We start from the raw sequence: 26,234 nt of genomic DNA on the forward strand, positions 1-26,234 counted from the left end.
CCATTTTGGCTCAGTGTGAGGTAGCGGAGCTGCCTCACTTTGAATTGTTTTGAGGACGCTAACCGTCAGGATTCCACTATGTCAGATATGACATCTACCCCCGCCGAAAAAATCAATCTGCTAGGCCTGTCGCCAGAAAAAATGGTCGAGTTTTTTGAGGGCCTGGGAGAAAAGCGCTTTCGTGCCCAGCAAATGCTGAAGTGGATCCATCAACTCGGTGAGTCGGACTTCAACAACATGACCAATATGAGCAAAGTGCTGCGCGCAAAATTGGACGAAGTGTGTGAGATTCGCTTACCAGAAGTGATCTATCACGACGTCTCCAGCGACGGTACACGCAAATGGGTCATGCGTATGGATGGCGGCAGTGCCATCGAAACTGTGTACATTCCAGAAAAAGAACGCGGTACCTTGTGTGTCAGCTCGCAAATCGGCTGTGCATTGGACTGCAGTTTTTGTTCGACCGGTAAACAAGGCTTTAATCGCGACCTGAGCGTTGCTGAAATCATCGGCCAAGTGTATGTGGCGGCGATGAGTTTTCACGGCGATGGCGAACGTCGCACCGGCAAGATCACCAATGTGGTGATGATGGGCATGGGTGAACCATTGCTCAATTACGACAACGTCGTCGATGCCATGCGCCTGATGATGGACGACTTTTGCTACGGCCTGTCCAAACGCCGCGTTACCTTGAGTACCTCTGGTGTGGTGCCGATGATGGACAAGCTGGGTGACGATATTGATGTCTCGTTAGCGGTTTCTCTGCACGCGCCCAATGACGAATTACGCAATGAGCTGGTGCCGATTAATAAGAAGTATCCGCTCGAACAGTTGATCGCGGCGACCAATCGTTATCTGCAAAAATTGCCCGATCGGCGCAAGGCCACCATCGAATACACCCTGATGGAAGGTGTTAACGATGAATTGCAGCACGCCAAAGAACTGGCCGAACTGATGCGCCAGGTGCCGTGCAAAATCAACCTGATTCCATTCAATCCGTTTCCGAATTCAGGCTATAAGCGCCCGAGTAATAGTCGCGTCTACCGCTTCCGCGATTATCTGATCAATGCGGGCCACGTGGTGACGATTCGCAGTACGCGCGGCGACGACATCGATGCCGCTTGCGGCCAATTGGTCGGCCGTGTGGCTGACCGTACCCGCCGCAGCGAGCGCTACATTAAAGCCGTGCAGCTGGATCAATCGACAGGATTACAGTGATGACAGTGTTTTCAACGTTGCGCAATGCCGCCCTGTGTGTGTTTGCCATGGCCTGGTTGTCTGGCTGTGTCACCGTGACCGAAAGCCGCTTCAGCGCCAAAGCCTCGCCCGACAAAGCGGTCGAGAACTACACCCAGTTGGGCGTGGGTTATTTACAACGTGGCCGTCCAGACTGGGCGCGACAGCGGCTGACCAAAGCACTGGAAATTGATCCGAATAATGCTCCAGCCAACGATGCTATGGGCTTGGTGTGGCAATCCGAAGGTGAAGACGATTTGGCGGAGGAATACTTCCGCAAAGCACTGGCGAATGACTCCGAGTTTACCCAAGCGCGTCACCATCTTGGCCGACTGTTTATGCAACAGGGGCGCTTTGACGACGCCGGTAACTACTTGCAGCGAGCAGTGGATGATCGTTATTACGACAACCGCGTATCCGCCTTTAATGACCTGGCGTTAAATACCTTCCGTGGCGGTGATCGTGCTGGTGCGATTGATGTTTATATGCGCGCATTGCGCCTAGCGCCTTACAACGTGAACGCCTTGGTGAATGTTTCGACCTTGCTGTTTGAAGAACAACGCTTTGAGGAATCGCAGCGCTATTTTGATCGTTTTGATCGTCTGGTGCAGCGCGATCAAACGGATCACACGGCGCACAGTTTATGGTTAGGGGTGAAGCTGGCCACTATTAGTCAGCAAACTCAGCGTGCGGCGACCTTTGCTTCCGATCTGAAAGCGCGTTTTGCACAGTCACAAGAATACCGCTTGTATCAAGAGTCATTGCAAGGAGCAGGCAGTTAACATGCACTTTGACAATCCCATTCAGCGTCGCAAAAGCCGTCAGATTCACGTCGGCAATGTGCCGGTCGGTGGCGATGCGCCCATCGCCGTGCAAACCATGACCAATACCGACACCCTGGATGTTGATGGCACGGTGGCACAAATTCGCAAGGTGGTGGATGCGGGCGCTGATATCGTGCGTGTGTCCGTACCGACCATGGATGCTGCTGATGCCTTCGGAAAAATTCGAGCGCAAGTGGAAGTACCGCTGGTGGCGGATATTCATTTTGACTATCGCATCGCGCTAAAAGTCGCTGACTTGGGCGTGGATTGCCTGCGTATTAATCCGGGCAATATTGGGCGTGAAGATCGCGTGCAAGCGGTGGTGGATGCCGCGCGTCACAATGGCATCCCGATTCGAATTGGCGTCAATGCCGGTTCGTTGGAAAAAGATCTGCAAAAAAAATACGGCGAGCCGACCCCCGATGCGCTGGTTGAATCGGCCATGCGCCATATCGATATTCTCGACCGGCTGAATTTTCCTGACTTTAAGCTCAGCTTAAAAGCGTCAGATATTTTTATGACGGTGGCGGCGTATCGCAAAATCGCCAGTCAAATAGAGCAGCCGCTGCATTTGGGCATTACCGAAGCCGGCGGTTTGCGCGGCGGTACGGTGAAATCTTCGATTGGCTTAGGGTTGTTATTGTGGGACGGCATTGGCGATACCATTCGTATTTCATTGGCCGCTGACCCGGTGGAAGAAGTGAAAGTCGGCTGGGATATGCTGAAATCGCTTAAGCTGCGCTCGCGCGGCATTAACTTTATTGCCTGCCCAAGCTGCTCACGACAAAATTTTGATGTCATCAAAACCATGAACGAGCTGGAGCAGCGGGTTGAAGACATTCGCACCGATATGGACGTTTCTGTCATTGGTTGTGTGGTGAATGGCCCAGGTGAAGCCAAAGAAACCGACGTTGGCTTGGCCGGTGGTCAGCCCAACCTGATTTATATTGACGGCAAACCGGCGCAGAAACTCACCAATGATAATTTGGTCGATGATCTGGAGCAGCTGATTCGTCAGCGTGCCGCCGAGCTAGAACAACAACGCAAAGATTTGATCGCCAGCGACGTGTAAGCGCTGGTTGAGGAAAGCACCCCTGTATGAGTAAAAAAATCCAGGCCATTCGTGGCATGAATGATATCTTGCCGAGCCAGTCTCCGGTTTGGCAATACCTCGAAGGCACCGTCGCGGAATTGTTGGCGGCGTATGGCTATGGCGAAATTCGCATGCCGATTGTGGAGCCAACCAATCTGTTTAAACGCTCCATTGGTGAAGTGACCGACATCGTCGAAAAAGAAATGTACACCTTTGACGATCGCAATGGTGACAGCCTGACTCTGCGTCCAGAAGGCACAGCTGGGTGCGTGCGCGCTTGTGAAGAACACGGTTTGCTCTACAACCAAACGCAACGAGTTTGGTACACCGGCCCGATGTTCCGTTACGAGCGACCACAAAAGGGTCGTTACCGTCAGTTTTATCAAATCGGTGTGGAAACCTTTGGTATCGCCACCCCTGATATCGACGCAGAGGTCATCTTGCTGACCGCACGTTTATGGCAGCAACTGGGCTTGTCTGACAGCGTGACGTTGCAGCTCAATAGCCTCGGCAGTAACGAAGCACGAGCGCACTACCGTCAAGCCTTGGTTGATTATCTAACAGCCAACAAAGAGCTGCTGGACGAAGACAGCCTACGCCGCTTAGACAGCAACCCATTGCGTGTACTCGACAGTAAAAATCCTGCGATGCAAGAGATGCTGGCAGGCGCACCAAGCTTGTTCGATTATCTCGACGATGACAGTCGTGAACACTTTGAGCAGCTGCGTCGCATCTTGGACGCCGCTGGTGTGCAGTATGAGATTAACCCTCGTTTGGTTCGCGGCCTGGATTATTACTGCAAAACCGTATTCGAGTGGGTGACCGATGAACTTGGCGCACAAGGCACTGTCTGTGCTGGTGGTCGCTACGACGGCTTGGTCGAGCAATTGGGTGGTAAAGCCACCCCCGCCGTTGGTTTTGCCATGGGCGTTGAGCGCTTGATTCTGCTGCTGGAAAGTTTGCAGCGGGTGCCGGCCGAGGTCTACCAAGCGGTGGATGTTTACGTCTGTGCGGTCGGCGACAACACAGACATTGCTGCCATGTTACTGTCGGACCATGTTCGTAATGAACAGAACTGGCTGCGAGTGCAGACACACTGCGGCGGTGGCAGCTTTAAGTCACAAATGAAAAAAGCCGATAAAAGCGGCGCACGCTTTGCCTTACTGCTGGGCGAAGACGAAGTCGCTCAGCAGCTGGTCAGCGTAAAAGACTTGCGCGGTGAGCTGGAGCAGGTACAAATGCCACAACAAAATGTGGCAGCCTGGCTGGCACAGTATATTAATTGATCTTTTGAATTGGGGATGCAGTCATGAGTGACATGCGCACAGAAGAAGAACAGGTAGAAGCGCTGAAAAAGTGGTGGGACGAAAACGGCAAAAGCCTGGTGGCGTCTGTCGTGATTGTTGCCGCCGGTTGGTTTGGCTGGGACAGCTACCAGAGCAATCAGCAAGCGACGGCCGAAGCAGCCTCGCAGGTGTATTCACAGTTGGTGGAGCAGGCCGCTTTGCCTGCAGCGGAGCAAACCGACGGCACGCGTGCAGATATGCAACAGTTGGCAGAGCGCTTGGTGAATGATTTTGATGGCACAGCGTATGCGCAGTTCGGTAATTTGTTTATTGCGCGTTTAGCCTCCGATGGTGGTGATTTTGACAGCGCTGCTGCGGCATTAAAGAACGTTGTTGAGACAGCCGACAACGGCCCGATCAAATACACCGCACAAGCTCGCTTGGCCTTGGTACTGACTGAGCTGGAGCGCTTTGATGAAGCCTTGGCCAGCATTGCTACCGTGCCTGACCCTGCGTATCAGGTGCAGTTTGAAGAAGCCCGTGGTGATATTTACTGGCGTCAGGGCAATACCGCGGATGCTCTAGCGGCTTATCAAAAAGCACTGCAAGCAGCGCAGGACAATGGCGCTGGCGCGCAGTTACTGCAACGCAAGATTGACCATCTGGCGTCCACTGGAGAAGTGTAATGCCGCGTCTTTTTTGCGCTCTGTTGTTGTCGTTGGCCGTGGCTGGCTGCAGTTCGACACCGGAGCAACCGCAGTCTAGCTTGAGTAGCATTGATGATCAGCTTGATGTTGATGTCGAGTGGCGCCTGAACCTGGGGCAGCAAGCAGGCACCCGCTTAAACCGTCTGCGCCCTGCAGTGCAGAACGACACGGTGTTTATGGCTTCAGCCGACGGTCGTGTATTGGCACTGGAGTTGGCCAGTGGCGCTGAGCAATGGCAACTGACGCTGGAGCAAAACATCATTGGTGGTGTTGCTCTGGCCGGTGACCAGCTGTTTGTGTCCACCATGGATGGCATGCTGCACAGTATCAGCACCGCAGGTGAACTGCAGTGGAGTTCGGCGCTGGCATCCGAGGCGGTTGCCTCTGTTGCCAGTGATGCCCAGCGGGTGTTTGTGCACACCATCGATGGTCGTTTGAGTGCTTATCAGCGGGATAACGGCGAGCAACTATGGACCTACGAACATGCGATGCCGGTATTGTCGGTGCGCGGTACCAGCTCTCCATTAGTGTTGGAACAACTGGTGGTGACCGGCTTTGCCAGTGGCAAGGTGGTGGCGCTGGATAAACGTTTGGGCATTCCGCGTTGGGATGTACGTCTGGCGATTCCAGATGGTCGCTCCGAACTGGAACGCCTGGTCGATGTGGACGGCACCCCGGTTTGGGATAACGGTGTGATTTACGCTGCTAGTTATCACGGTAAAGTGGCTGCATTGTCACCACGCGGTGAGGTCCGCTGGCAGGAAGATGGCTCGAGCTATGGTCATCCTGTTCTTGCTCTGGGCAGCTTATATCTGAGCCTGGACGATGGCACGCTGCAGGCGTACGACATCTACAACGGTGCGAATCAGTGGACACAGACCATACTGCAAGGCAAAGCACTGGGGCAGGTCACGGTATTTGATCGCTACCTAGCGGTGGCTGACGATGAAGGTTTCTTATATCTGCTGAGCCTGGTTGATGGCGAGCTGCTGGCGCGTGAGCGCATGCGTCCTAAGCCATTGCACAAAAACGTTCCCAACTCTCCTGAAATGACCAACTGGCGTGGTCTGCGCGGCCGCGATTTCGGTCTTTCTGCTCCTATGGTGGCTACCGAACGTGGCCTGCTGGTAACCAGTAATACCGGCGAACTGCTACTCTTAACTGTGCACGCTGACCAATAAGGTCAGCGCGCCATTCCGTTTGCTCTAAGGTTACCGTCATGTTACCCGTCATTGCCCTGGTTGGTCGTCCCAACGTTGGTAAATCCACACTGTTTAATCGTCTGACCAAAAGCCGCGATGCCCTGGTGGCAGAAATTGCCGGTCTTACTCGTGACCGCAAATACGGCGAGGGCAAAGTGGGCCGTCGGCCTTTTATCGTGATTGATACCGGCGGTATCAGTGGCGAAGAAGAAGGCATCGACGAGGTCATGGCGCAACAAAGCTTCCAGGCCATTGAAGAAGCCGACATCGTATTTTTTATGGTGGACGTGGGCGCTGGTATAACCGCTGGCGATCGTATGATTGCCGACCATCTGCGTCGCAACGGCAAATCTGCCTACCTAATCGCCAACAAAATTGACGGTAAAAATCCGGACGTGGTGTTGGGCGAGTTTTATGAACTCGGCATGGGCGAACCTCTGGCGATTGCTGCCGCTCACAACCGTGGTGTTTCGACCTTGGTTGACCATGTGATGGATGAACTGCTGGGCGCCGAGTTCAGTGAAGAAGAGCCAGAAACAGGCTACCTAGAAGACGAGCCGGCCGAGGAAGAAGTCAGCCACGAAGAGCTGGATGTGCGCGGCATTAAAATCGCCGTCGTCGGCCGCCCGAATGTGGGTAAATCGACGCTGGTGAATCGCATGCTGGGCGAGGACCGGGTAGTGGTGTATGACCATGCCGGCACCACGCGTGACAGTATTTATATTCCCTATGAGCGCTTTGGTCAGGACTACACCCTGATCGATACCGCCGGTGTACGCCGCCGCAAAAATATTTCCGAGGCAGCGGAAAAGTTCTCCATCATTAAAACGCTGCAAGCCATCCAGGACTGCCATGTATGCATCTTGGTGCTGGATGCCCGCACGGGCATTGTTGAGCAAGACTTGCACATGCTGAGTTTTGTACTGAACTCAGGGCGTGCGTTGGTGCTGGCGATTAACAAATGGGATGGCATGGACGCGTACGATAAGCAGCGCGTTAAAGATGAGCTGGATCGTCGCTTTGACTTTCTGACTTTTGCTGAGCAGCACTTTATCTCAGCATTGCACGGTACTGGTGTGGGCCATTTATACGAGTCGGTGGATAAAGCCTATCAATCGGCCATGTCGAAATGGCAAACCAACATGCTGACGCGCATATTGGAAGACGCCATTGCCAGTCACCAGCCGCCATTGATTCGTGGTCGCAGACCCAAACTTCGCTACGCTCACCAGGGTGGTTCCAACCCGCCACGTATTATTGTGCATGGCAACATGACCAACGAGCTGCCAGAAGACTATAAGCGTTATTTGGCGAACACTTTCCGCCGCGTATTGGACATTCAGGGCACACCGATTCGCTTTGAGTTCCGCCAGGGCGATAATCCCTTCTCTGAGCGTGCAACGGAAGTCAAACACCGCAGCAAACGACGGGCTCAAGCGGTGGAAAAAACCAGCTCAATTCGCCAAGCGAAAAAAGACAAAACCAAACGACAGCGTCGCAAATCTAATTGATAAGCACCGCCGGTTTTTGCTGCTAGGGCGGCAAACCGGCGCCGTCATCGCAAGTCCTCCGGCGATCCGTAGTGGGCGCCAAATTCTTCAAAAGTACCTCAACACGTAAGGCTTCTGATGAAGCCTTACGTTCGCAGGCCTGCCAGGCGCTGGTCGAGAATATCCAGCTGCTGAGTTACTTGCACACTGCTGTGGTTGGCGTCTTGTGCCAACTCAGCCAGTATGTTGGCGGCATCACCAATAACGGTCAGGTTGCGGGTGATTTCTTCACTGACCGAGCTTTGCTCTTCGGCGGCAGTGGCCACCTGACCGATGTGATCGGCGATTTCACCGATGGCTGCCACCACTTGATGCAATGATTCATGAGCATGCTGAGTCGCATCCATACTTTGCGACGATTGCTCCGAACCTTGTTGAATAATGCTCACGGCGGAGTGCACTTCTTTTTGCAAGGTTTCAATCATGCCGTCAATTTCTGCAGTCGATTCTTGCGTGCGAGATGCCAGCGTTCTGACTTCGTCGGCAACCACAGCAAAGCCGCGACCTTGCTCACCTGCGCGAGCCGCTTCAATGGCGGCGTTAAGTGCCAATAAATTGGTTTGCTCGGCGATGCTGCGAATGACTTCCAAGATACGGTTAATGTCTTCGGAGTGCTGCGCCACTTTGCTGATGGATTGACTGGCACTGGTCATGCCATCAGTCATTTCCAACACCGAATTCAGTGCGGTTGATAAGTTCTGCTGCGAATCCGTTACCGAGGTGTGAATGTCTTGTGCGCGCGACGATACATCGTTGGCAATGCGCGATACTTCGTGAGCGGTGGCGGACATTTCTTGTGTTGCTGTCACCACATTGTTGATTTCGTGCTGCTGTTCATCGGTACTGCTGCGCGTGCGCCCGGAAATATTAAGATTTTCTTGCGATTGCTGACGCACTTCGGTGCTGACAGCTTTCAGAGAGTCGACCAAATTCTTCAATTTAACAATAAAGCGATTAAAGCCCTGGCTCAGCTCGATCAGTTCTGCGTGGGTATCCAGCTCCAGACTCTGGGTCAAATCGCCATCGGCTGAGGCCAGTTGGTTGACCTGATGATTCAATCGCTTCAGTGGCTGCACAATTGAGCGGACCACCACGGCCATGGTGAATATTGCCAGAATGGCCAAAATCACAGCGGCCAAAATTTGCTGTGAAATCACCACCGCATGCTCGTCTTCAATAAGCGTTTGCAGCTCGGTTAATTCTGCCAAGGCTACCGCTTTGGGTAGTTCAATTAATAGCGCCCAGGTATTGCCCGATGCTTTGATCGGAATGGCGGCGGAGACAAAATAACGATCATCGGTTTCCAACTGGCCACCACTGGTGTGCAACTCCATCAGCTCAGCCCCCAGTTCAGGCATGGCCTCATTGAGGGGCCGTGCCAAATGCTCCTGGTAATGGCTCGACGCCGCCACCAAACCTATGTGGCTGAGCAATGTGACCTTGGCAGCGCCATCGTACAGTGCGGTGCTGAGCTCTTCGGTAATGTGTTGAAATAATGGCAGGTTAGCGTCTACCCCGACAATGCCACGAAAGCGACCTTCGGCCATTACCGGCACGGTCAAGCTGGTCATCAATTCGTTATACCCGGGGCTGATTTCGTACATATAGGGTTCCATCAGACAGGGTTTGCCACTGTCTTTGCCGCACAAATACCATTCGGCTTCGCGGATACCAAACTCGTTACGGTTGCTCAGATATTTGCTGTCAGATTCCTCAACGCGCTGCTGCTCGATCTGCCCTTGGCGGTTGCGAATTAAATAAATCTCCAACGCACCATTCACGGCCACGGTGTGCATGTCACTGCTGCCCAACCAAAAACGATCTTCATCGTCGTAGCCATTGGCCTCGAACTGGGCGTATGCGGAACTGATGTCTTGGTGCTGTTCTAGGGTGGCGCTCAATAGTCGATTGACTTGTTCACGGCTTAAACGCTGGGCTGGGCCGGCTTCAATGCTGTGAGACAGAATATTGGCGACGGTCAGTGGAACACGGTAGGCGGCATTGATATACCCGCTCACATCCGCTCCGTAGCCGCGTGCGCTGCTTTGCAACTGCCGAACCACAGCTGTTTTTAAGTTATCGCCAGCATGGCGAGATAAGCGTTCACTGATGTCAGATATGCCGCTGAAAGTTTGCCACCCCATGGCCAGGGTCAGTGTTACAACAATGGCCAGTGTGACGGCCAATAATTTGGTTTTCAGAGGCCAAGCCTTCATGCGACTGCTCCATATATCATTAAAAACTGATGTAAGGAGTTTAGGATAATCCTGCCAACCTGCAGACTTGGGATATTTCGCTACAAGCGCACGGACCCCACCGCTTCGACAATGCCGTCGACGGCGGTGGCCAGTTGATTGCTGGCATCGAGACTGTGGCTGGTTTGGTCTTTCACATTATCCGCTGCAGTGACGATGTCACTGACGTAATGATCGACCTCGCTGGCGGCCACACTTTGCTGCTCTACGGCAGTGGCCACTTGCAGGTTCATCATCGCCACTTCCGCCATGCTTTGTGTCATCTCGCGAATTAATTGCAGAGCATGGAAAGATTGGCTCTTACCTTCTTCACCGCGCTGGTTGGAGCTATTCACGGCCGCCACCACATTATTAATAACGGTTTCAAAACGGCGCAGAGTCGTGCGCACTTCTTCGGTGCTTTCTGCTGTGCGTCTCGATAACGCTCGTACTTCATCGGCCACCACTGCAAAGCCACGGCCATGTTCACCGGCACGTGCCGCTTCAATCGCAGCATTAAGAGCCAGCAAATTGGTTTGCTCGGCGATTTGCTCGATTGCATCCAGCACTTTTTCTGTGCCACGGTTGGCGTCTTTTAGCTCGGTAATAGCTGACACTGCTTGATCCAATTCGTTCTGCAGTACCTCGATGGCTTCCTGCGCTTGGCTGGATTTATCGGTGGTGGTGTTGAGGCGCTCGGTGACATCACGCACATAACCTGAGGTGCGGTTGGCCAGGTTGGCGACTTCCTGAATCGAAGCGTTGAGTTCGTGAATGGCGGTGGCGGATTTTTCCAAGTGTTCATGTTCGCTGTCGGTGCTTTCCACCACATTTTGTGTAGCGCTGCGAATGGTCCCCGCGACTTGGCTGATTTGCTGCGCCGATTGCTCGAAGCGTCCAAAGGCTTGAGTCAATTTTTGATATAAACGGTCAAATGCCGCCTGCAGCACCACCAGCTCATTGTGTTGCTCCGCCGCCAGCTGACTGATGTCGTTGTCTTTCACGGTATGCACTGCACGGCGGGTCATTTTTTGAATGCTGCGACTGATCGCTAACGACAGCCAGCTGACCAATGCCAGTGCCAATATCGCCGATACCAGCATGGTAAAAAAGGTAGCGGACAATAAAGCGTTTCTTTGTTGTTCCATCTGTGCGGTGAGACGCTCAAGACGTTGCTCAAACTGTTGCTCAAGTTCAGCGGCGCTGTCACGCAATTGTTGCTGCAGACCTTGGTTTTGATCCAAGCCTTTTTGCACTTCGGCATCGACCAGCGCCGCAAACCGTTGCTGATACGCTTGCACATTGCTAAGCAATTGTGACTGACCGGCTAGCGCCTGTTGCAACGTGGGCAGATCGCGCTCAAAGCGTTGCAGGTACTTTAATTCGCGGCGCAACATAAAGTCTTTTTCATGGCGGCGCAGCATTAACATGGCCGCTTGAGTGGCGGGCTGCTGATCAATTTGCTTTTCGACGTTGTGGATGGCCTGGCGCAGCTCGCCGTATAAGCCAGTGGTGGGGGTCAGACCGATGCGCTGCTGTAGTTCAGCCAGCTGGACAAAGCCATCGATGTAACGCTGCGCCAAGCGGGCAACATCTCCATCAAAGCGCAGCTGCAGTTGTTGCTGAAAACTGCCTGCTTGCTGCTGAAACTCTTCGACGTAAGCGATATCCAGCCGCTGCAGAAAATCTTTTTCATGGCGTCTGAGTTGCAACAGCTGCTGTTGCAACTGTTGCAATGAAGACTGCCGCTGGTTGAGTAGATCTGTGATGCTGGCCAGATTCCAGGTGGCGGCGCCACTGGCCGCAAAGCCTGCCACCACCAAAAGGATCAGCAGCAAGTGCTGCTGCACAATGGATAAGCGCTGAGTAATTAACGACAGGGGAGAAAGCATTGCCACCTCGAACATCCTTGTCTGACCCGCAGGGCCGTTTACGTCTTACCTCACTGTAGTTGATGTGACAGAAATGTGACAGTTGGCCAGCGACTGCACCTGTATCAGCAGTCACTTGACCGGCAGTGCGGGTTGTTAGCTGAGGTGTCCTTACGCCGCGCTGCTAACGATGTTCTTAGAGCTGGGTGATTAGCGCCCCTGAAACCGAGCAGGTCTGCGCTCCAGAAAAGACTGAACCCCTTCGCGCGCATCCTCACTGGCTAACACTGTGGGCATGGCATCAAACACCTGTTCAATGGCACTTTGTTGACCGTGGTAACGCGCTTGCTTACTGGAGGCAAGGGAGGCACTGACCCCCAACGGAGCCGCATCGGCGATACGCTGGGCCAGTTGCTGAGCACGCTGGTGTAACTCGTCCTCAGCCACTAACTCGGATGCCAGTCCCCAGGCATAGGCCTGCTCGCCATTAAACTCATCGCCGGTCAGCAGATAGCGCTGCGCACGAGCCCAGCCGATCTCTTCTGGCAAGCGGATGGTGCCGCCACCGCATGGGTATATGCCGCGCTTGACCTCCAGCTGGGCAAACCTCGCTGTTGCTGTGACCAGGCGAATATCGGTATTCAACAGCAGCTCCAGGCCCGAGGTGTAGCACAGGCCTTGTACGGCAATGATCAGTGGTTTGGTTAATCGCTCACCGGTTAAGCCGTAAGGGTCAAGGTGGTCGTCGGGCAGCTGTGGCAGGCGCCCTTCGGCAAAGATAGGCGCCCACTGATCCAGCTCCAAACCGGAGGTAAAGTGCTCGCCATTAGCCTGAATAATGCCAACGCGCAGGTCTGGGTCGTGCTGCAAACGGTACAGCGCTTGTGCCAGCAGGTAATAGCTTTCTGGGTCCAGTGCGTTGTATTTCTCCGGCCGGTTAAAGGTGATGGTAAGACAATGCTGTTGTTGTTCGACCAATAATTTGTCTGACATGGTATGTCTCCTGCGTGACGGCGGTTAAAACCAGTGGTTTTGCATGTCCATGCACGTGGTATCCAAGCCGCATAACAACTGCGCCTGGTGCTCGATTTCCGGCAACTCCCAACGAATGAAATAGCGTGCGGTTTGCAATTTTCCGTGAATGAACTCGTCAGCCAATTCACTGCTGAGGGCTTTTTCTGCCATTTCCAGCCACAGCCAGCCGATCACGCAACGTCCCATCATATCGAGGTACAGCGCGGAGTTGGCCAACCCCAGCTCGGCGTTGCCTTGTTGCAAGGTTTGCCCCAGTGTCATGGTGGTTTTCACCAGCGTGTTCAGGTGTTGTTGATAGGACTGACACAGGGGCTGCAGCGCGTCATGCTGCTGCGCGCGGGTAAGCGTTTGTTGTATGCGTGCCAGCAATAGTTGCTGGCCTTTGCCATTGTGCTGCCATAATTTACGGCCCAGTAAATCCAGCGATTGAATGCCATGAGTGCCTTCATGAATCGGATTCAGGCGGTTATCCCGGTAGCACTGTTCCACCGGATACTCGCGGGTGTAACCACTGCCGCCCAATACTTGAATGGCCAGATCATTGGCTTTGGGTCCATAAAACGATGGAAACGACTTCACCACCGGCGTTAATAAATCCAGCAAAATGGCGCTGTCTTGTTGTTGCCCTTGCTCGCTTTCATCCACCAGCCGAGCGGCGAATAAACACAATGCCAACGAGCCTTCGACGTAGGATTTTTGTGCCAGCAACATGCGTTTTACATCGGCATGCTCAATGATATTGAGCGGTTTGCTGAGCGGATCACGCTCACCGACTGCACGGCCTTGCGGGCGCTGGCGGGCATAGTCGAGGGATTCAAGATAGCCGCGATAGCCAATCATGGCGGCGCCTAAGCCGACTCCGATGCGCGCTTCGTTCATCATTTTGAACATGTAGCTCAGGCCCTGATTTGCTTCACCAATCAGCCAGCCATGGCAGTCGTCTTGTTCGCCGAAATTTAATACCGTCGATGTGGTGCCGCGATAACCCATTTTGTGCAGTAAGCCTGCCAGCTGCACGTCGTTGTGGTCACCGAGTTGACCATCGGCGTTGACGCGAATTTTCGGCACGATAAATAGGGAAATGCCCTTTACCCCGGCCGGTGCACCCTCGATGCGCGCTAACACCAAGTGGACGATGTTGTCGGTGATGTCCTGATCGCCACCAGAGATGTACATTTTCTGGCCTTTTATGCGGTAACTGCCATCATCCTGCGGAATCGCTTTGGTGGTCAGATCGCCCAGTGATGAGCCAACGTCCGGCTCGGTTAACGCCATGGTACCGGCAAATTGACCGCTGAACATGGCGGGCAAATAGGTGTGTTTTTGCTCTTCGGTGCCAAAGGCATGAATGACGTTGGCCGCAGCCGAGGTTAAAAAGGGGTAGCCGGCGGTGGATGGATTGGCGGACATAAAAAATGCATTGCAGGCGCTGTGTATCAATGCCGGCAGCTGCATACCGCCGTCGTCGTACGCGTGGCGTGCGTTGATAAGACCGGCATCAGCAAAGTGCTGCCAAGCAACTTTTACCTCATCCACCGTGGTGACACGCTGGCCATCAAAGTGTGGTTCTTGTGCGTCGGCTTTGGCGTTGTGTGGTAAAAAATACGCCTCGGCAATGTGCTCTGCGGTGCGCAATACAGCGTCGTAAGTGCTGCGGTCGTGCTCTTTAAAGGCCTCAAGTTGGTTTAACTGATCGGCTTGAAACACCTGGTACAGCAAAAAATTGAGGTCGGTGGGGTTGATCAACTTAGACACAAGGCGCTCTCCAATTGTCACATACAGCCACTATGATGCTTGCTATGCCAGTGTGTAATTGGCAATATAGCCACTCTTGAGGCTATAAGTGACAGTTATGATCAATGTGGTGGTGATCGGTTTTGATCGCGCGTTGGCATCTGCCATCACCGGTGTTGCCGATTTATTCGGTTTGGCCGGTGTTACTTGGAATCGTATTGAAGGCAAAGAAGCGCAGCGATTATTTAATGTGCGCATTGCCAGCCCGCAGGGTGACAGCGTCCGTTGCATCAACGGTTTGCAACTGGCCAGCCACTTAAGTTTTGACCAAGTGGTGAATGGCACGACCGAGGTCGATGCAGTCATCGTGCCCACCATTGGCGGCCCGGTGGAGGAAGTTCTGCCAGATGCTGAGCCGGTTCTACAACTGTTGCAGCATGCCGACGCGCAGGGCTGGACCATTGCGGGCAATTGCACCGGCAACTTTTTATTGGCCGAAGCGGGTATTTTACGCGGCCGCTGCGCTACCACGCATTGGGGTTTTAAGGAGCTGTTTGAACAGCGTTACCCAGAAGTCGAGCTCAAGGCGGATCAATTGCTGACCCGTGATGAGCACATCTATTGCGCTGGCGGTGGCTTGGCTTGGTTTGATTTAGGCCTGCACATTATTGAGCGCCATGTCGGTTTTGAAGCCGCTATTCAAACGGCCAAAGCCTTTGTGATCGATTATCGCCGTGATAGCCAGTTGTCGTACTCATTGATGCGCCTGGCCAAGCCGCACAAAGACGATTTGGTGCGCCAGGCCCAGCAATGGCTAGAGCAACATTTTGCACAGCCGTTTACGGTAGAAGATCTGGCCGATCGTTTGAGCGTCTCCAAGCGCACTTTAATTCGGCGCTTTAATGCCGCGCTGGACATGCCGCCTAACGCGTATGTGCAGTCGATTCGTATCGAAGCGGCGCAAAAGCTGCTGGAAGAAACCGGGCGTACCGTGGACGTGGTGATGACCGACGTCGGCTATGAAGACGCCAGCTCGTTTAGACGCTTATTCCGTAAAAAAACCGGCCTGACACCGACCGAATATCGACGTCGATTTGCCCGCCGCTATTGAGCTATGCTTGCAGCAGCTGTGTCGCTTAGCCTTTTAGTGTCAGCACGCCATAAATAGGGTGCTGATGCAGCTGGGCCAGCAGCGTCTTTAGGTTTTAGGTCACAGGGATGATGTCATGTCTGCACCGATGACAGAACAAAAAACGATTCGCCATCCACTGCTGCGTCATCTGGTATTTGCCTGCGGATGGCTTGCCGTGGCTTTGGGGGTGATCGGTATTTTTTTACCCGTGCTGCCGACCACGCCTTTTTTATTGTTGGCGGCGGCGTGCTTTTTGCGCACTTCGACGCGCTTTTATCAGTGGTTGATTCATCACCCACGCTTGGGTAATTATGTGATTTATTACCTGGGTGGCAAAGGCATGCCCTGGCGGGCAAAAATGTACTCTTTGGCGCTGATGTGGAGCGTCATGCTGTTAACGGCCTTTGTGTTGGTGCCGCGCCCGATGTTGCAGGTGCTGTTGCCGCTGATTGGTGCAGGCGTCACCATTTACATACTGCGGCTGCCAACGCTAACTCTAAAATAATAACAACGAGATGATTCATGACTCCTTCGGATTGGCAGGCCGATGGCCACTGGCTGGTATTTCGGCCACAAGCGGCGCATCGCAGCTACGATTTGCGTGTTTTTTATCGAGCTTCGGTGGCAATCAGTCAGCTGGGCAAACAAAGGCCGGTGTTATTGCTGGTCCATGGGTTTCCTACCAGCAGCTGGGACTGGCATGCCGTGTGGGACCAGCTGGCTCAGCACTTCGATTTATTAGCCGCCGATATGCTCGGCTTTGGCTGTAGCGATAAACCGGCGTCATTTCCGTACCGCATTGCCATTCAAGCCGACCTACAAGAGGCCTTGCTGCGCCACCTCGGTTTGGACCATTGCCATATTCTCGCCCACGATTACGGCGACACCGTGACGCAAGAACTGATGGCGCGCCAACTGGAGCGAGGATCATCCTTACTGCAATCCGTGGTGCTATTAAACGGTGGGTTATTTGCCGAAACTCATCGGCCGTTATTGACGCAGCGTTTGCTGGCCAGTCCACTAGGGCCATGGTTGGCCGCTGGCATTACCGAGAAAAAATTGGCGCGCAGTTTACAACGGATTTGTCAGCAGCCGCTGTCTGAAGCGGATATCGCCGCCAGCTGGCGCTTTCTCAGCCATCGTAACGGGCAACGTGTGATGCCGCGATTAATTGGCTATATGAAAGAGCGCCGTCAGCAGCGCGAACGTTGGGTGGGTGCATTAACAAACTGGCCACATGCACTGCACTTGCTTAATGGCAGTGCCGATCCTATTTCTGGTGCGCATATGGTCGCACGCTACCGTGAGGTAGTGGCGCGCGACGACATCGTCGAGTTGGCCGACGTCGGACACTACCCGCAGTTAGAAGCGCCGCAAGCGATAGCGCAGGCAGTGATCGATGCCCGGCTTTGAGCCATCCACGCTGGCGGCTTGGCCGCTGGCACTGTGCCAAGCGCTGCGCCATCGCCACATTGCGCCTGAGCCCCTGTTGCAGCAAGTTGGCTTGTGCGAACGCTCGCTGCTGAGCCGACCGGATGAACGTGTTGAAATTGCACGCATGACGCAGCTGTGGCAACTGGCTGAGCAAGCGACAGCGGATGCGGCTTTTGGCTTGTCCGTATCGCGTCACGTGCAACCCATGCATTTGCATGCGGTGGGCATGTTGGCCATGGCGTGCTCATCGTTGCAGCAGGTGCTGGAAAAAGTCGTGCAGTACCACGACATGGTGTCGAACAGCGCGCATGTTACTCTGGTTCACCGGCCTGATAGCTTGGGGGTCCAACTTACGCCGCTGGCCAATGTGCCGCTGTCGCCATTGGCGTTGGATGCTTTTATGGCAACTCTGGTGCGTTTTGCTAACGTCATTTCTGGCATGTCGGGTAACGACTTACTGACTGAGGTAGCACTGCATCGCGCGCGTCCAGCTCAGCCGCAACCGTGGCAGCAAACGTATCAGGTGCCAGTCACCTTTGCTCAGCCGCAGTGTGTTTTGTGGTTTCGCCGTAGCGCACTGCAGCAGCAGTTGATCGGTGATAGCGAGTTGCTGGCGGCCCATGAGCGGCGGGTGCAACAATACCTTCAGCAGCGCCAGCAAGCAGGGTACGGCGCTAAGGTGCAGCGTGTTATTGGCGCCATGCTGGCGCAGGGTGAGCCCTCACAAGTCCAGATAGCCCAGCAATTAAATATCAGTGAACGCAGCTTGCGGCGTTTGCTGGCGCAGGAAAATACCAGCTTCAGACACTGTTTACAGCAGGTGCGCCATACGCTGGCATGCCAACGTTTACGCGCAAGCGATGAGGATTTAACCAGCATTGCGTTGCAACTAGGTTTTAGCGATAGCAGTAATTTTTCCCGCTCTTTTTTGCGCTGGCAAGGTGAGCGGCCCAGTCAATACCGGGCGCGTTGTCGCCAGTCTGAAGCCGTTTAATTATCGAGTCGACGTTTTACTGGCATAAATCGTGTCCATTGCTGGTTATTGGTCTGTCACGTCATTCCGGTGTCACGATGGCAAAATGTTGATTGGGTTTTTCAAATAGCGAAAAGAATTTGATTAAATCCCAGTGGTTGCCGTCGCTGTGGATGTCATCGGACAACAGCACGTCTTTGATGCCGGCATTGCCAATCAATAAATCGATAAACAGCGCATGGCTTAACGTCAGCCGTGCGTCGACGTCATTGGCTTCGTCGATGGGCTGATGATGCAATACCGAGTTTTCAATCCAGAGACGGTAACTTTGCTGCAAGTCGCTGAAATGTATGGCGACGGCGAGGTTGGTATCGTCAGCCTCCTCGGCTTTTAAGCGTGTTGCCATGGAGGTAAAGAAGTGGCTCACCGGTGTGTGCAAAAAAACCGATTTCATTTGCCTTAAGTCGAGATTTTTTTGCGATGCACCATGGCGCAGCTCGTACGCACCGGTGAGATACGCGTCGCGCCAGGGGCCACTTTCTGCCTGATAGCCCAATTGATCGTAACTGCGTGCCAGCCACTGTTTCGCTTCTTGATGGCCCGGCTGGGCAAACACCAAATGATTCAACAGCTCCGCGGCCCAGCGATAGTCACCTTGTTCAAATGCTTGTTGTGCGTTTTGCAATACTGCTTCATCGCCACCGGCTAAGGCGACGTAGCGAGAGGCAGCCTCGACTCTGGGGATGGGGTCTAAATGTGCCGGATTGCCGTTGTACCAACCCATATAAAATTGATAGACAGCTTTGGCATTATGTTTGACCGTGCCGTAATAACCACGGTTAGAAAATTGTTGGGCCAGACTCTGGGGTAATTGCAATTGTTGTGCAATTTCATCCGCTGTTGCGCCGTTATTCATTAAACGTACAGATTGGTCGTGAATAAATTTATAGGTATCACGCTGGCCGATTAAAAATTGCTGGATGGCATCCTTACCCCAAATTGGCCAATGGTGACTGCCAAAATACACGTGCGCCTGTGAAAAGCGCTGACGTGCTTGTTCGATGTAGCCGTTCCACTTGAGTGCATCGCGAACTTTGGCGCCGCGCAGAGTATAGAGGTTGTGTTGCGTGCGCGAGACCAGCTCGGCGCCGCAAAACGCGTTATATTCTGGCAAATAAAAGGTCATTTCTGCCGGAGCTTCAGAGTCCGGTGTGTATTGAAACTCAAACGTGACTCCATCGATAATCATGGCTTCTGTGCTGTCGTCAATGCTGTGGCTGGGCTCAATAATACCGAAATGGCCAAACGCTGGTGATTTCCCCAGCCCTGAACCTATGTGGCCACGAGTCGTGCGCGGCAATTGTTTACCATACATAAAGCTGGCTCGACGGCTCATGGCGCTGCCGGCGACGATATTCTCGATGGTGGCCTCGTGCATAAAGCCGTGTGGCGCAACGATTGGAATGTCGTTGCTGAGTGCAAATTGCGGGAACAAGCCGTTGATACCACCAAAATGGTCAATGTGACTGTGGGTGAACAGCACCGCACTGATGGGGCGCTGGGGTAAATGCTGCATCGCCAATTCAAACGCGGCTTGTGCGGTTTCAGCTGAGGTCAGTGGATCGACCACAATCCAACCTTGTTTCCCCTCAATCAGCGTCATATTGGCCAGGTCCATCCCCCGCAGCTGATAAATACCGGGCACCACTTCAAACAGCCCGGAGAGATTGTTCAAACCCGCTTGGCGCCACAAGCTTGGGTTGACCGAATCCGGCGCTTCTCCACTAATAAACTGATACGCCGCTCGATCCCAAATTCGCTCACCGGAAGGCAAATGGGCGCTGAAATCATCGGCGCTGGCCAACTGTCCACGCCGTGCCTGTTGCCAGTCATCTTGCTGCTGTAGATCCAATGCGGCACGGACGGCTTGCTGATGTTGCCGCGTCGCTTCTGTTGCGGCAGTGAACCCCGCGTTGTCAGCGCTTGGGTGATGGGTTGGTGTGTTATTCGATGGTGAGGTGTCGCAAGCGCTGAGGGCAATGATGACACTGGCGAGCATAACAGAGCGATGCATGGAGTTCTCCAGCTGGATTGTTTTCGTGCGTGTTAGTGCCAGAGTAACGTTGCGCGAAGATGGGCGCAGGTTCGTAAAGGTCAGTCAGTGGGCCGAACTGACCATTAGGCTGGCGGCAGAAATCGGGTATGCTGGCCACTTTTGCACGGAGTAGTGGCGTGAAAGTTTGGCGACAACATGGGGCGATCCTAGTGTGTGCGGCGTTGGCGGTGGTGTTTGTGGCTTGGCCACAACTGGATTTGATCGTGAGCCAGTGGTTTTACGATGCCTCACTGCCGGGGTGGCCGCTGTCGAATCATCCGATTAATGAATCGATTTATTGGGTGTTCCGCTACCTGCCGCACGTGTTAATTCCCATTATGTTGTTGGTCATTGGTTTGTCGTTTGTGCGCGGCGGCGTAAGTCCTGAACATCGAAAGCCATGGCTGTTTTTATTTTTGGTGCTACTGATCGGCCCAGGGCTCCTGGTCCACAGTGTGTTTAAAGAAGGGTTCCAACGTGAGCGCCCGCGTGCGGTGGAGCAGTTCGGCGGCAAGGATACCTTTACCCCGGCGTTTGTGGTGAATGAGGCGGGGAATGGCAAATCCTTTATCAGCGGCCATGCGGCGATGGCGTTTTATTTTATGGCGCTGGCTTGGGTTTTCCGTCGTCGCAGTTGGCTGTATTGGGGGCTGGCTTTGGGCGTTGTGATGAGTGCGGTGCGTATCATGCAGGGCGGGCATTTTCTCAGTGATACAGTATTTTCTGGCTTTGCGGTATTTTTTACCTGCCAGCTGCTGTCCTGGTGGATACTCGGGCACAGCCGTATTGAGGAGCCTGAGGCCGCCTGAGCAAATCAAACCAGACCAAAGCCTGTTGATGGTACGACAGGCTTTGATTGGTTAATTTTAGCGCGAACCTTTTTAGCGCGAACCTTTCTAGTACGAACCAATGCTATGCGTTGGCTTAACTGACTTGATAGTGCCCGGCGGCAAAACCAAAAGCTTTCACCAGCAAGTTCCACTGTCCCATTTGGCTGATCACTAGCGTTAACCAGGCAATTTGCTCGTTATCATAGTGCTGCTTCAGCTGCTCAAACGCTGCTTGCTTATCACTCTCTGAGCCACCCACTACACAAGCTTCAACCCAACGCAGCAAGCACTGCTCGACGTCGGAATAAAAGGGCATGGCCGCCCAGTGGCGCAAGGCATGCAAACGCTCAGGCTGCTCACCATGATGCAGAGCTTCTTTGTAATGCATATCCAGGCAATAAGCGCAGCCATTGATCTCGGAGATGTAGTAGCGCATCAGCTCAAGGGTGCGAGTGTCGATCCAGTCCAGCTGGCGCAGGGTTTCTTCGGTACCCATTAGACCAGCCATCATAGCGCTTGGAATTTGTTGAAAAGTAATACGCTTCATTTTTTGTCCTCTCAATTGCAGTGTTCAAACCATGGAGGACAGTGTATTTGTCAGCGCCTTTGCTTAGAATGCATGTAATGTCTGCTTCTTTTTTGCATGAAATGCAAAGGTGATGCACCCAATAGTCAGCCACAATGACGCCGATTACAGTTGGACTAACGGCGGCGTTGGCTGCAATAAAACGAGGATGTGTGCGTGCTTAATGCAACGCGGATTTTTCTTAAAGTGGTGGAGCAGGGCAGTTTTTCCCGCGCTGCCAGTGTGTTGACCATGGCGCCGTCGTCGGTGGCTCGGGCCATTGATGGCCTAGAGCAGGAGCTGGCCGCGACCTTATTCGAGCGCAGTACCCGACAGCTCAAACTGACTCACGCTGGGCAGCAATTTTATCGCCAAGCGCAGCCCTGGGTTGAGCAAGCGGATGAGCTGCGCTTATCGGTCCGCGCTGAGCACAGTGCGGTGGCTGGGCGGTTGAAAATATCGGTATTTGAAGCCTTTGGCCAACAGCAGCTAGCCAGCAAAATACCGCTGTTTTTGCAGCAGCATCCGAACATTCAAATCGACATCGAACATGAAAACCGGCTGCTGAATTTATTTGAAGACGATGTCGATGTGGCCATTCGCATTGGTCGCCCTGCGGATTCTGGGCTGAAGGCCATTACCTTGATGAGCAACGATACTCACATTGTGGCAGCGCCGGACTACTGGCAGCGCCATGGCTTGCCTGACAGTCCAGATGCCCTCAGTGCACACAATTGTTTGTTGCTCAACCGCGGCCGCCAGCTCAGTTATTGGCATTTTCGCCGTGGCAGCGAACATCAACGCATCGCGGTTTCCGGCAATCTCAGCTCGCGTGGTGGCATGCCGTTGTTAACGGCGGCGTTGGCTGGGTTGGGGGTGGTGCAACTGTCACAGTGGGCCACGGCAGAGGCCGTAGCCAATGGCGCACTGCAGCCCTGTTTGAGCGACTGGCACAGCAGCTTACAAGCGGGCAGCAGCGGCCAGGTGTACGCTGTGTATCGCGCCAGCACCTACCCGAACCCACTGGTGCGGGCGTTTATCGATTTTCTTAAGCAGATGTTTTAGGGCAGGTGCGTAGATTCCAGTGTCGATGGTGGCAATAGGCGCGCGGCCACGCGCACCTAAATACTGGTCTGAAGCCTAAACTCGAGCGCCCACTCTCGCTAGGAATTACAGCGCGGTTAAACAGTCAGCAGCAATGGGGGCTTGGCGGTATGCCAGACCCAACTTATTGAGGAAATAATCGCGTGGCATGGCCAGCGGATTGGCATCTTCCAAAGTGTGACCGTGCGCGTCATACAGCGCTTTGAGAAAGGTCATGTAGGCATTGCCTGGCTCTAACATCAACGCAGCACCGCCAGCATCCGGTTTAACTCGAGCATTGTCTTCTTCCGCCAGGGTGATCTGTAACACCACGGGCTGCTCTTGTTGCTGAAACGCGAGGTTGCGGCTGTGGGTTTTTTGTTGTGCCCAGAAATACGCCAGCTCTTTGCTCTGCGTTAAAAACACGGGGTCGTCACTGCCGATACTGCTGTGACCAATGGTTTTTAGCAAATGCTGCTGGCGTGACATCAGCTCGGCGTCGCCGGCGCCTTTTAAACCTTGTTGCTGAATCGACTCCAACAGGCCGGATGCGGTGCCGTGATACCAGATGTTGCTGACGCGAAAGCCGTCCTCGCTAAGCAGTTGCTGAGTATCCTGAAACTGACTGGGGGTGGACTCTGTGCTCACGCAAACCTCTCGTATAAATAGCCATCATGCCCGATCTGCTCGGGCGCAAGCACGCGAGTATATCAACAGGCTGGCGCCTTCACATCTCAAAAACCGTGAGTTGCAGTCAGCGTTATGGTGCATAGCAACGGGGGTTTAACCCTGTGCGATGGGAGTATCCAAATGAACTTGATAGTTCTTGGGCATCTGCCCCGGGCGCTGCTGTTGCCACTGTGAATCCAGCCGGTACTGTGTGTCGGTTAATACACCGTTGTCGTACCTGTGCCTCACTTCTTCACGTTGTTGCCAGCGGGTTTGAATGTGCTGGTGTTGGCCATCCAATAAACGCCACATATCCAATCGCCGGATTTGATTGGCAAAGGCGACGCCATGTTCATCTGGCTGTCCCTTAAAACTGGTTTGCGTTAACTTTAACGACAACTGCTCGTCAGGAGGACGGCCTTGCTGTTGGCTGCGGCTAAAAAATTCGGCGCGAAAATCGGGCAAGGCATTGCTGGCGGTGGGGGAATAGGGCTGCGCCAGTTGCTCTACGGTTTGTGCAATAAATTGCTGGGCGCTGGGCGCATCGCTGCCCAAGCGCTGTAACCATTGCTGCCCTTGTTCGGCGCGTTGTAACAAGGCGCTCATCGCCGATTCAAAAAAGCTGCTGACTTGTGGCGCTAAACCGTCGCTGGATGTTTGTATTTGCTGTTGCAGCCAAGCCAAGTCGTTATGCCCCAGTAGCGCGGCTTGATCAAAGCCGCGGCGAAAAACATCAAAGCCATGCTCGCTGTATTGATTGTCTTGCCGTTGTTGCCATTGACCGTCCACATCCAAGGCGCCATCGCTGTGGCGTTGCTGCTGTAAATTTAACTGTTGTTGGCTATTACCCTGGTTATGCCAAGCGTGCAGGTCGACTGTTTTAACGTCGCTATGGCGAAGGGCCGCAAACAGGTCTGAGTGCTCGCTGCCAGAAAACTCTCTGCCTGAGAATAGGGCGCTGACGCTGTGGCCCAGCTCTCGAACCAGCTGGCGCATTTGCTGCTCGGTGCTGTTGCTGAGCTCGCTGCTACTGGCGATGGAAAAGTGTTTCAGGCTGCCGTTTAAGCGTTGGGCAAACTGTACTTGAATACGCTGCCCCGAGGTTAGGGTCAGCTCAATGTTGAAGCCAGCGGCCCCCTTGGTTGGAGTCTCCTTCTGCTCTGTTGGCAGACGACTCACCGAATGGTCGTGCAGCTGTTGGCTCAGTGCCGCACCGAGCTTGATGGTCGATACCATGGCCAGCTCCTTTGACTGTGGGCGAGTTATCGGCGGCTTAGGGCTTGGCTGAAATAATGATTGAGCAACAGATAGACACAGGCCATGACTAACGCGACCAAGGTGCCTATATCGTGCCCCAGGTGGGGGTAGCTGTAACTGACGGTTAGGCAATAGGTCAGCAGCGCGCCCATGCCGGTTGGATAGTGGCGAATGCTGCTGGCCAACACCCCTGCGCCGTAGCTGCTGTGCAGTATCAGCATCAAGGGGAAAAAGCTGATCGGAAAGGCTGCCAGTAAACCCGCGCGAGCAGGACCTAGCCAGTCGGCAAGGGCGGTAATCAACACAATGGTCAGCGCGGCCAAGCCGGCGCGAAACAGCAGTGTCACGCTGTGCTTGGCAAACCATCCGCCGCGACCAGGGCCGGTTTTAGGGTGCTCGGCGATGACGCGGAACTGGTAGCGAAACAATACGATGGCGGCCAATGTAACGGTCAACGCTAACCAACGCTGTGCAGGCAGACTTTGCAGCAGTGCGCTGGTAACGGCGAAACACACCAGCCCAGCGCCGATGGCCAGTGGCAGCCAGGACAAGCCGGGGCGGCGGCGAATGATTTGCCAATATCCCCACGCCAGCGCCATGGCAGCGGTCAGACCGGCCAGCGTATAAATGGCACTGGCGGCGGCGAAGTCGGTGCCGTGCTGGGCTGCAAAGAAGTACAGGGCAATGGCGGTTCCTAACGGAAAGCCTGCCAGCAACCCGGCATGTTTGGGGCTCAGGCGTTCGGCTACCGAGGCCAACAGCAATACCGTGGCCATTGTCACCAGCACTTTGCTCAGCGTCAGCACGGCCAAGCCTTGCGAGCGAGGCGCTGAGCGCGCTCAGCGGCATCTGTCATGCCCAATTGTGCTTGTGCGATGGCGGCGTCTTTGCACAACACCAGCAAATCGCAGCATGGCTGCGCTTGTTCAGTCACGGAGCAACGTTGCAGGTGCTTCAGCAGCAACGCACTGACGGCCAGATGATGCTGCTGGCATAAGCGCGACACGGGATGTTCAGGGTCGCTGAACTCAGCGCTGCAGTGCTGAAAAAAACAGCCATAAAACTCGCCCAGCGCCTGTCCGTTAAACCAATCTTGCAGTGCCAGAAATAACTCATCCAAAAGCGCTAAGCCTGTGTGGGCGGTGTGTAAGCGCTCATCCAACCACTGACACCAGCGCTGATCGCGCAGCTGCAATGCTGCCAACAGCAGCTCTTCTTTGCTGGCAAAGTGGTGGTACAGCGTTTTTCTCGCCACCCCTGCCGTTTGCAGAATGTCGTTGATGCCGACGCTGTACACGCTGTGTCGATAGAACAGTTGCAGCGCTGTCTCAACGAGCTGCAGTCGTTTATCCATTGGTCAAACCCATATTCGAAGCCTCACCGTTTCTGATGCAGAAAGGCGAATTTGACACAGGTAGACCGAC

At 54.0% G+C, this 26,234-nt stretch carries 23 protein-coding genes; 13 read left to right on the forward strand and 10 right to left on the reverse strand.

Annotation, left to right across the window (positions count from 1 at the left end; all coding sequences use genetic code 11):
- Positions 1-87: 87 nt before the first annotated feature.
- From rlmN to der, 7 genes are read left to right on the forward strand one after another with little or no spacing between them, the layout of a single operon-like run.
- Positions 88-1,218 (forward strand): 23S rRNA (adenine(2503)-C(2))-methyltransferase RlmN, encoded by a 1,131-nt coding sequence (gene rlmN / locus CHH28_RS11285; protein WP_094062061.1) that lies wholly within the window; start codon positions 88-90, stop codon positions 1,216-1,218.
- On the forward strand, positions 1,218-2,018 hold the full coding sequence (gene pilW / locus CHH28_RS11290) for a type IV pilus biogenesis/stability protein PilW (protein ID WP_094060405.1): 801 nt from the start codon (positions 1,218-1,220) through the stop codon (positions 2,016-2,018). The genes rlmN and pilW overlap by 1 nt, the downstream gene beginning before the upstream one ends.
- Position 2,019: 1 nt before the next feature.
- A complete protein-coding gene (gene ispG, locus CHH28_RS11295; protein ID WP_094060406.1) occupies positions 2,020-3,132 on the forward strand; it encodes a flavodoxin-dependent (E)-4-hydroxy-3-methylbut-2-enyl-diphosphate synthase in 1,113 nt (370 codons plus the stop codon).
- A gap of 26 nt (positions 3,133-3,158) precedes the next feature.
- Positions 3,159-4,439 (forward strand): histidine--tRNA ligase, encoded by a 1,281-nt coding sequence (gene hisS / locus CHH28_RS11300; RefSeq protein ID WP_094060407.1) that lies wholly within the window; start codon positions 3,159-3,161, stop codon positions 4,437-4,439.
- 23 nt (positions 4,440-4,462) lie between these two features.
- Positions 4,463-5,125, forward strand: a complete 663-nt coding sequence (locus CHH28_RS11305) for a YfgM family protein (RefSeq protein WP_094060408.1) — start codon at positions 4,463-4,465, stop codon at positions 5,123-5,125.
- Complete coding sequence (gene bamB / locus CHH28_RS11310; protein ID WP_094060409.1) at positions 5,125-6,327, forward strand: outer membrane protein assembly factor BamB; 1,203 nt, start codon at positions 5,125-5,127, stop codon at positions 6,325-6,327. The genes CHH28_RS11305 and bamB overlap by 1 nt, the downstream gene beginning before the upstream one ends.
- Positions 6,328-6,365: 38 nt before the next feature.
- A complete protein-coding gene (gene der, locus CHH28_RS11315) occupies positions 6,366-7,859 on the forward strand; it encodes a ribosome biogenesis GTPase Der (protein WP_094060410.1) in 1,494 nt (497 codons plus the stop codon).
- Between the two features lie 125 nt (positions 7,860-7,984).
- Here der and CHH28_RS11320 read toward each other — a convergent pair whose 3' ends face one another.
- The 4 genes from CHH28_RS11320 to CHH28_RS11335 form a co-directional block, all read right to left on the reverse strand.
- On the reverse strand, positions 7,985-10,114 hold the full coding sequence (locus tag CHH28_RS11320) for a methyl-accepting chemotaxis protein (RefSeq protein ID WP_094060411.1): 2,130 nt from the start codon (positions 10,112-10,114) through the stop codon (positions 7,985-7,987).
- An 80-nt stretch (positions 10,115-10,194) separates the two neighbouring features.
- Positions 10,195-12,024 (reverse strand): methyl-accepting chemotaxis protein, encoded by a 1,830-nt coding sequence (locus tag CHH28_RS11325; protein ID WP_233243853.1) that lies wholly within the window; start codon positions 12,022-12,024, stop codon positions 10,195-10,197.
- A gap of 189 nt (positions 12,025-12,213) precedes the next feature.
- Complete coding sequence (locus tag CHH28_RS11330) at positions 12,214-12,996, reverse strand: crotonase/enoyl-CoA hydratase family protein (protein ID WP_094060413.1); 783 nt, start codon at positions 12,994-12,996, stop codon at positions 12,214-12,216.
- A gap of 24 nt (positions 12,997-13,020) precedes the next feature.
- A complete protein-coding gene (locus tag CHH28_RS11335) occupies positions 13,021-14,793 on the reverse strand; it encodes an acyl-CoA dehydrogenase (protein ID WP_094060414.1) in 1,773 nt (590 codons plus the stop codon).
- A 97-nt stretch (positions 14,794-14,890) separates the two neighbouring features.
- On the opposite strand from CHH28_RS11335, the gene CHH28_RS11340 reads away from it, so the two are divergent.
- From CHH28_RS11340 to CHH28_RS11355, 4 genes are all read left to right on the forward strand, one after another.
- Positions 14,891-15,883, forward strand: a complete 993-nt coding sequence (locus CHH28_RS11340; protein ID WP_094060415.1) for a GlxA family transcriptional regulator — start codon at positions 14,891-14,893, stop codon at positions 15,881-15,883.
- A gap of 115 nt (positions 15,884-15,998) precedes the next feature.
- On the forward strand, positions 15,999-16,409 hold the full coding sequence (locus CHH28_RS11345) for a YbaN family protein (protein WP_199243891.1): 411 nt from the start codon (positions 15,999-16,001) through the stop codon (positions 16,407-16,409).
- A gap of 17 nt (positions 16,410-16,426) precedes the next feature.
- On the forward strand, positions 16,427-17,317 hold the full coding sequence (locus tag CHH28_RS11350) for an alpha/beta fold hydrolase (RefSeq protein ID WP_094060416.1): 891 nt from the start codon (positions 16,427-16,429) through the stop codon (positions 17,315-17,317).
- Complete coding sequence (locus CHH28_RS11355; protein WP_094060417.1) at positions 17,304-18,332, forward strand: AraC family transcriptional regulator; 1,029 nt, start codon at positions 17,304-17,306, stop codon at positions 18,330-18,332. The genes CHH28_RS11350 and CHH28_RS11355 overlap by 14 nt, the downstream gene beginning before the upstream one ends.
- Positions 18,333-18,393: 61 nt before the next feature.
- Here CHH28_RS11355 and CHH28_RS11360 read toward each other — a convergent pair whose 3' ends face one another.
- Entirely contained in the window at positions 18,394-20,385 is a 1,992-nt protein-coding gene (locus CHH28_RS11360) for an alkyl/aryl-sulfatase (RefSeq protein ID WP_233243616.1), read from the reverse strand.
- 158 nt (positions 20,386-20,543) lie between these two features.
- On the opposite strand from CHH28_RS11360, the gene CHH28_RS11365 reads away from it, so the two are divergent.
- The gene (locus tag CHH28_RS11365; protein WP_157729889.1) at positions 20,544-21,215 is read left to right on the forward strand and encodes a phosphatase PAP2 family protein; all 672 of its coding nucleotides are present in this window, start codon (positions 20,544-20,546) and stop codon (positions 21,213-21,215) included.
- Positions 21,216-21,330: 115 nt separating this feature from the next.
- Here CHH28_RS11365 and CHH28_RS11370 read toward each other — a convergent pair whose 3' ends face one another.
- Complete coding sequence (locus CHH28_RS11370) at positions 21,331-21,783, reverse strand: carboxymuconolactone decarboxylase family protein (protein ID WP_094060419.1); 453 nt, start codon at positions 21,781-21,783, stop codon at positions 21,331-21,333.
- 195 nt (positions 21,784-21,978) lie between these two features.
- Here CHH28_RS11370 and CHH28_RS11375 point away from each other — a divergent pair, with 195 nt between their 5' ends.
- On the forward strand, positions 21,979-22,866 hold the full coding sequence (locus tag CHH28_RS11375; protein ID WP_094060420.1) for a LysR family transcriptional regulator: 888 nt from the start codon (positions 21,979-21,981) through the stop codon (positions 22,864-22,866).
- A 105-nt stretch (positions 22,867-22,971) separates the two neighbouring features.
- Here CHH28_RS11375 and CHH28_RS11380 read toward each other — a convergent pair whose 3' ends face one another.
- From CHH28_RS11380 to CHH28_RS11395, 4 genes are all read right to left on the reverse strand, one after another.
- Positions 22,972-23,532 carry a hypothetical protein gene (locus CHH28_RS11380; protein WP_094060421.1) on the reverse strand — a complete coding sequence of 187 codons (561 nt, stop codon included), beginning with the start codon at positions 23,530-23,532 and terminating at the stop codon, positions 22,972-22,974.
- A 135-nt stretch (positions 23,533-23,667) separates the two neighbouring features.
- On the reverse strand, positions 23,668-24,789 hold the full coding sequence (locus CHH28_RS11385; protein WP_094060422.1) for a hypothetical protein: 1,122 nt from the start codon (positions 24,787-24,789) through the stop codon (positions 23,668-23,670).
- Positions 24,790-24,815: 26 nt separating this feature from the next.
- Positions 24,816-25,616, reverse strand: coding sequence for a hypothetical protein (locus CHH28_RS11390; protein WP_094060423.1), 801 nt, complete (start codon positions 25,614-25,616; stop codon positions 24,816-24,818).
- On the reverse strand, positions 25,610-26,164 hold the full coding sequence (locus tag CHH28_RS11395; protein ID WP_094060424.1) for a TetR/AcrR family transcriptional regulator: 555 nt from the start codon (positions 26,162-26,164) through the stop codon (positions 25,610-25,612). Before CHH28_RS11395 ends, CHH28_RS11390 begins: the two co-directional genes overlap by 7 nt.
- Positions 26,165-26,234: the final 70 nt, after the last annotated feature.

Origin of the sequence: Bacterioplanes sanyensis (assembly GCF_002237535.1) — a bacterium.
Classification (GTDB): Bacteria; Pseudomonadota; Gammaproteobacteria; order Pseudomonadales; family Oceanobacteraceae; genus Bacterioplanes; species Bacterioplanes sanyensis_A.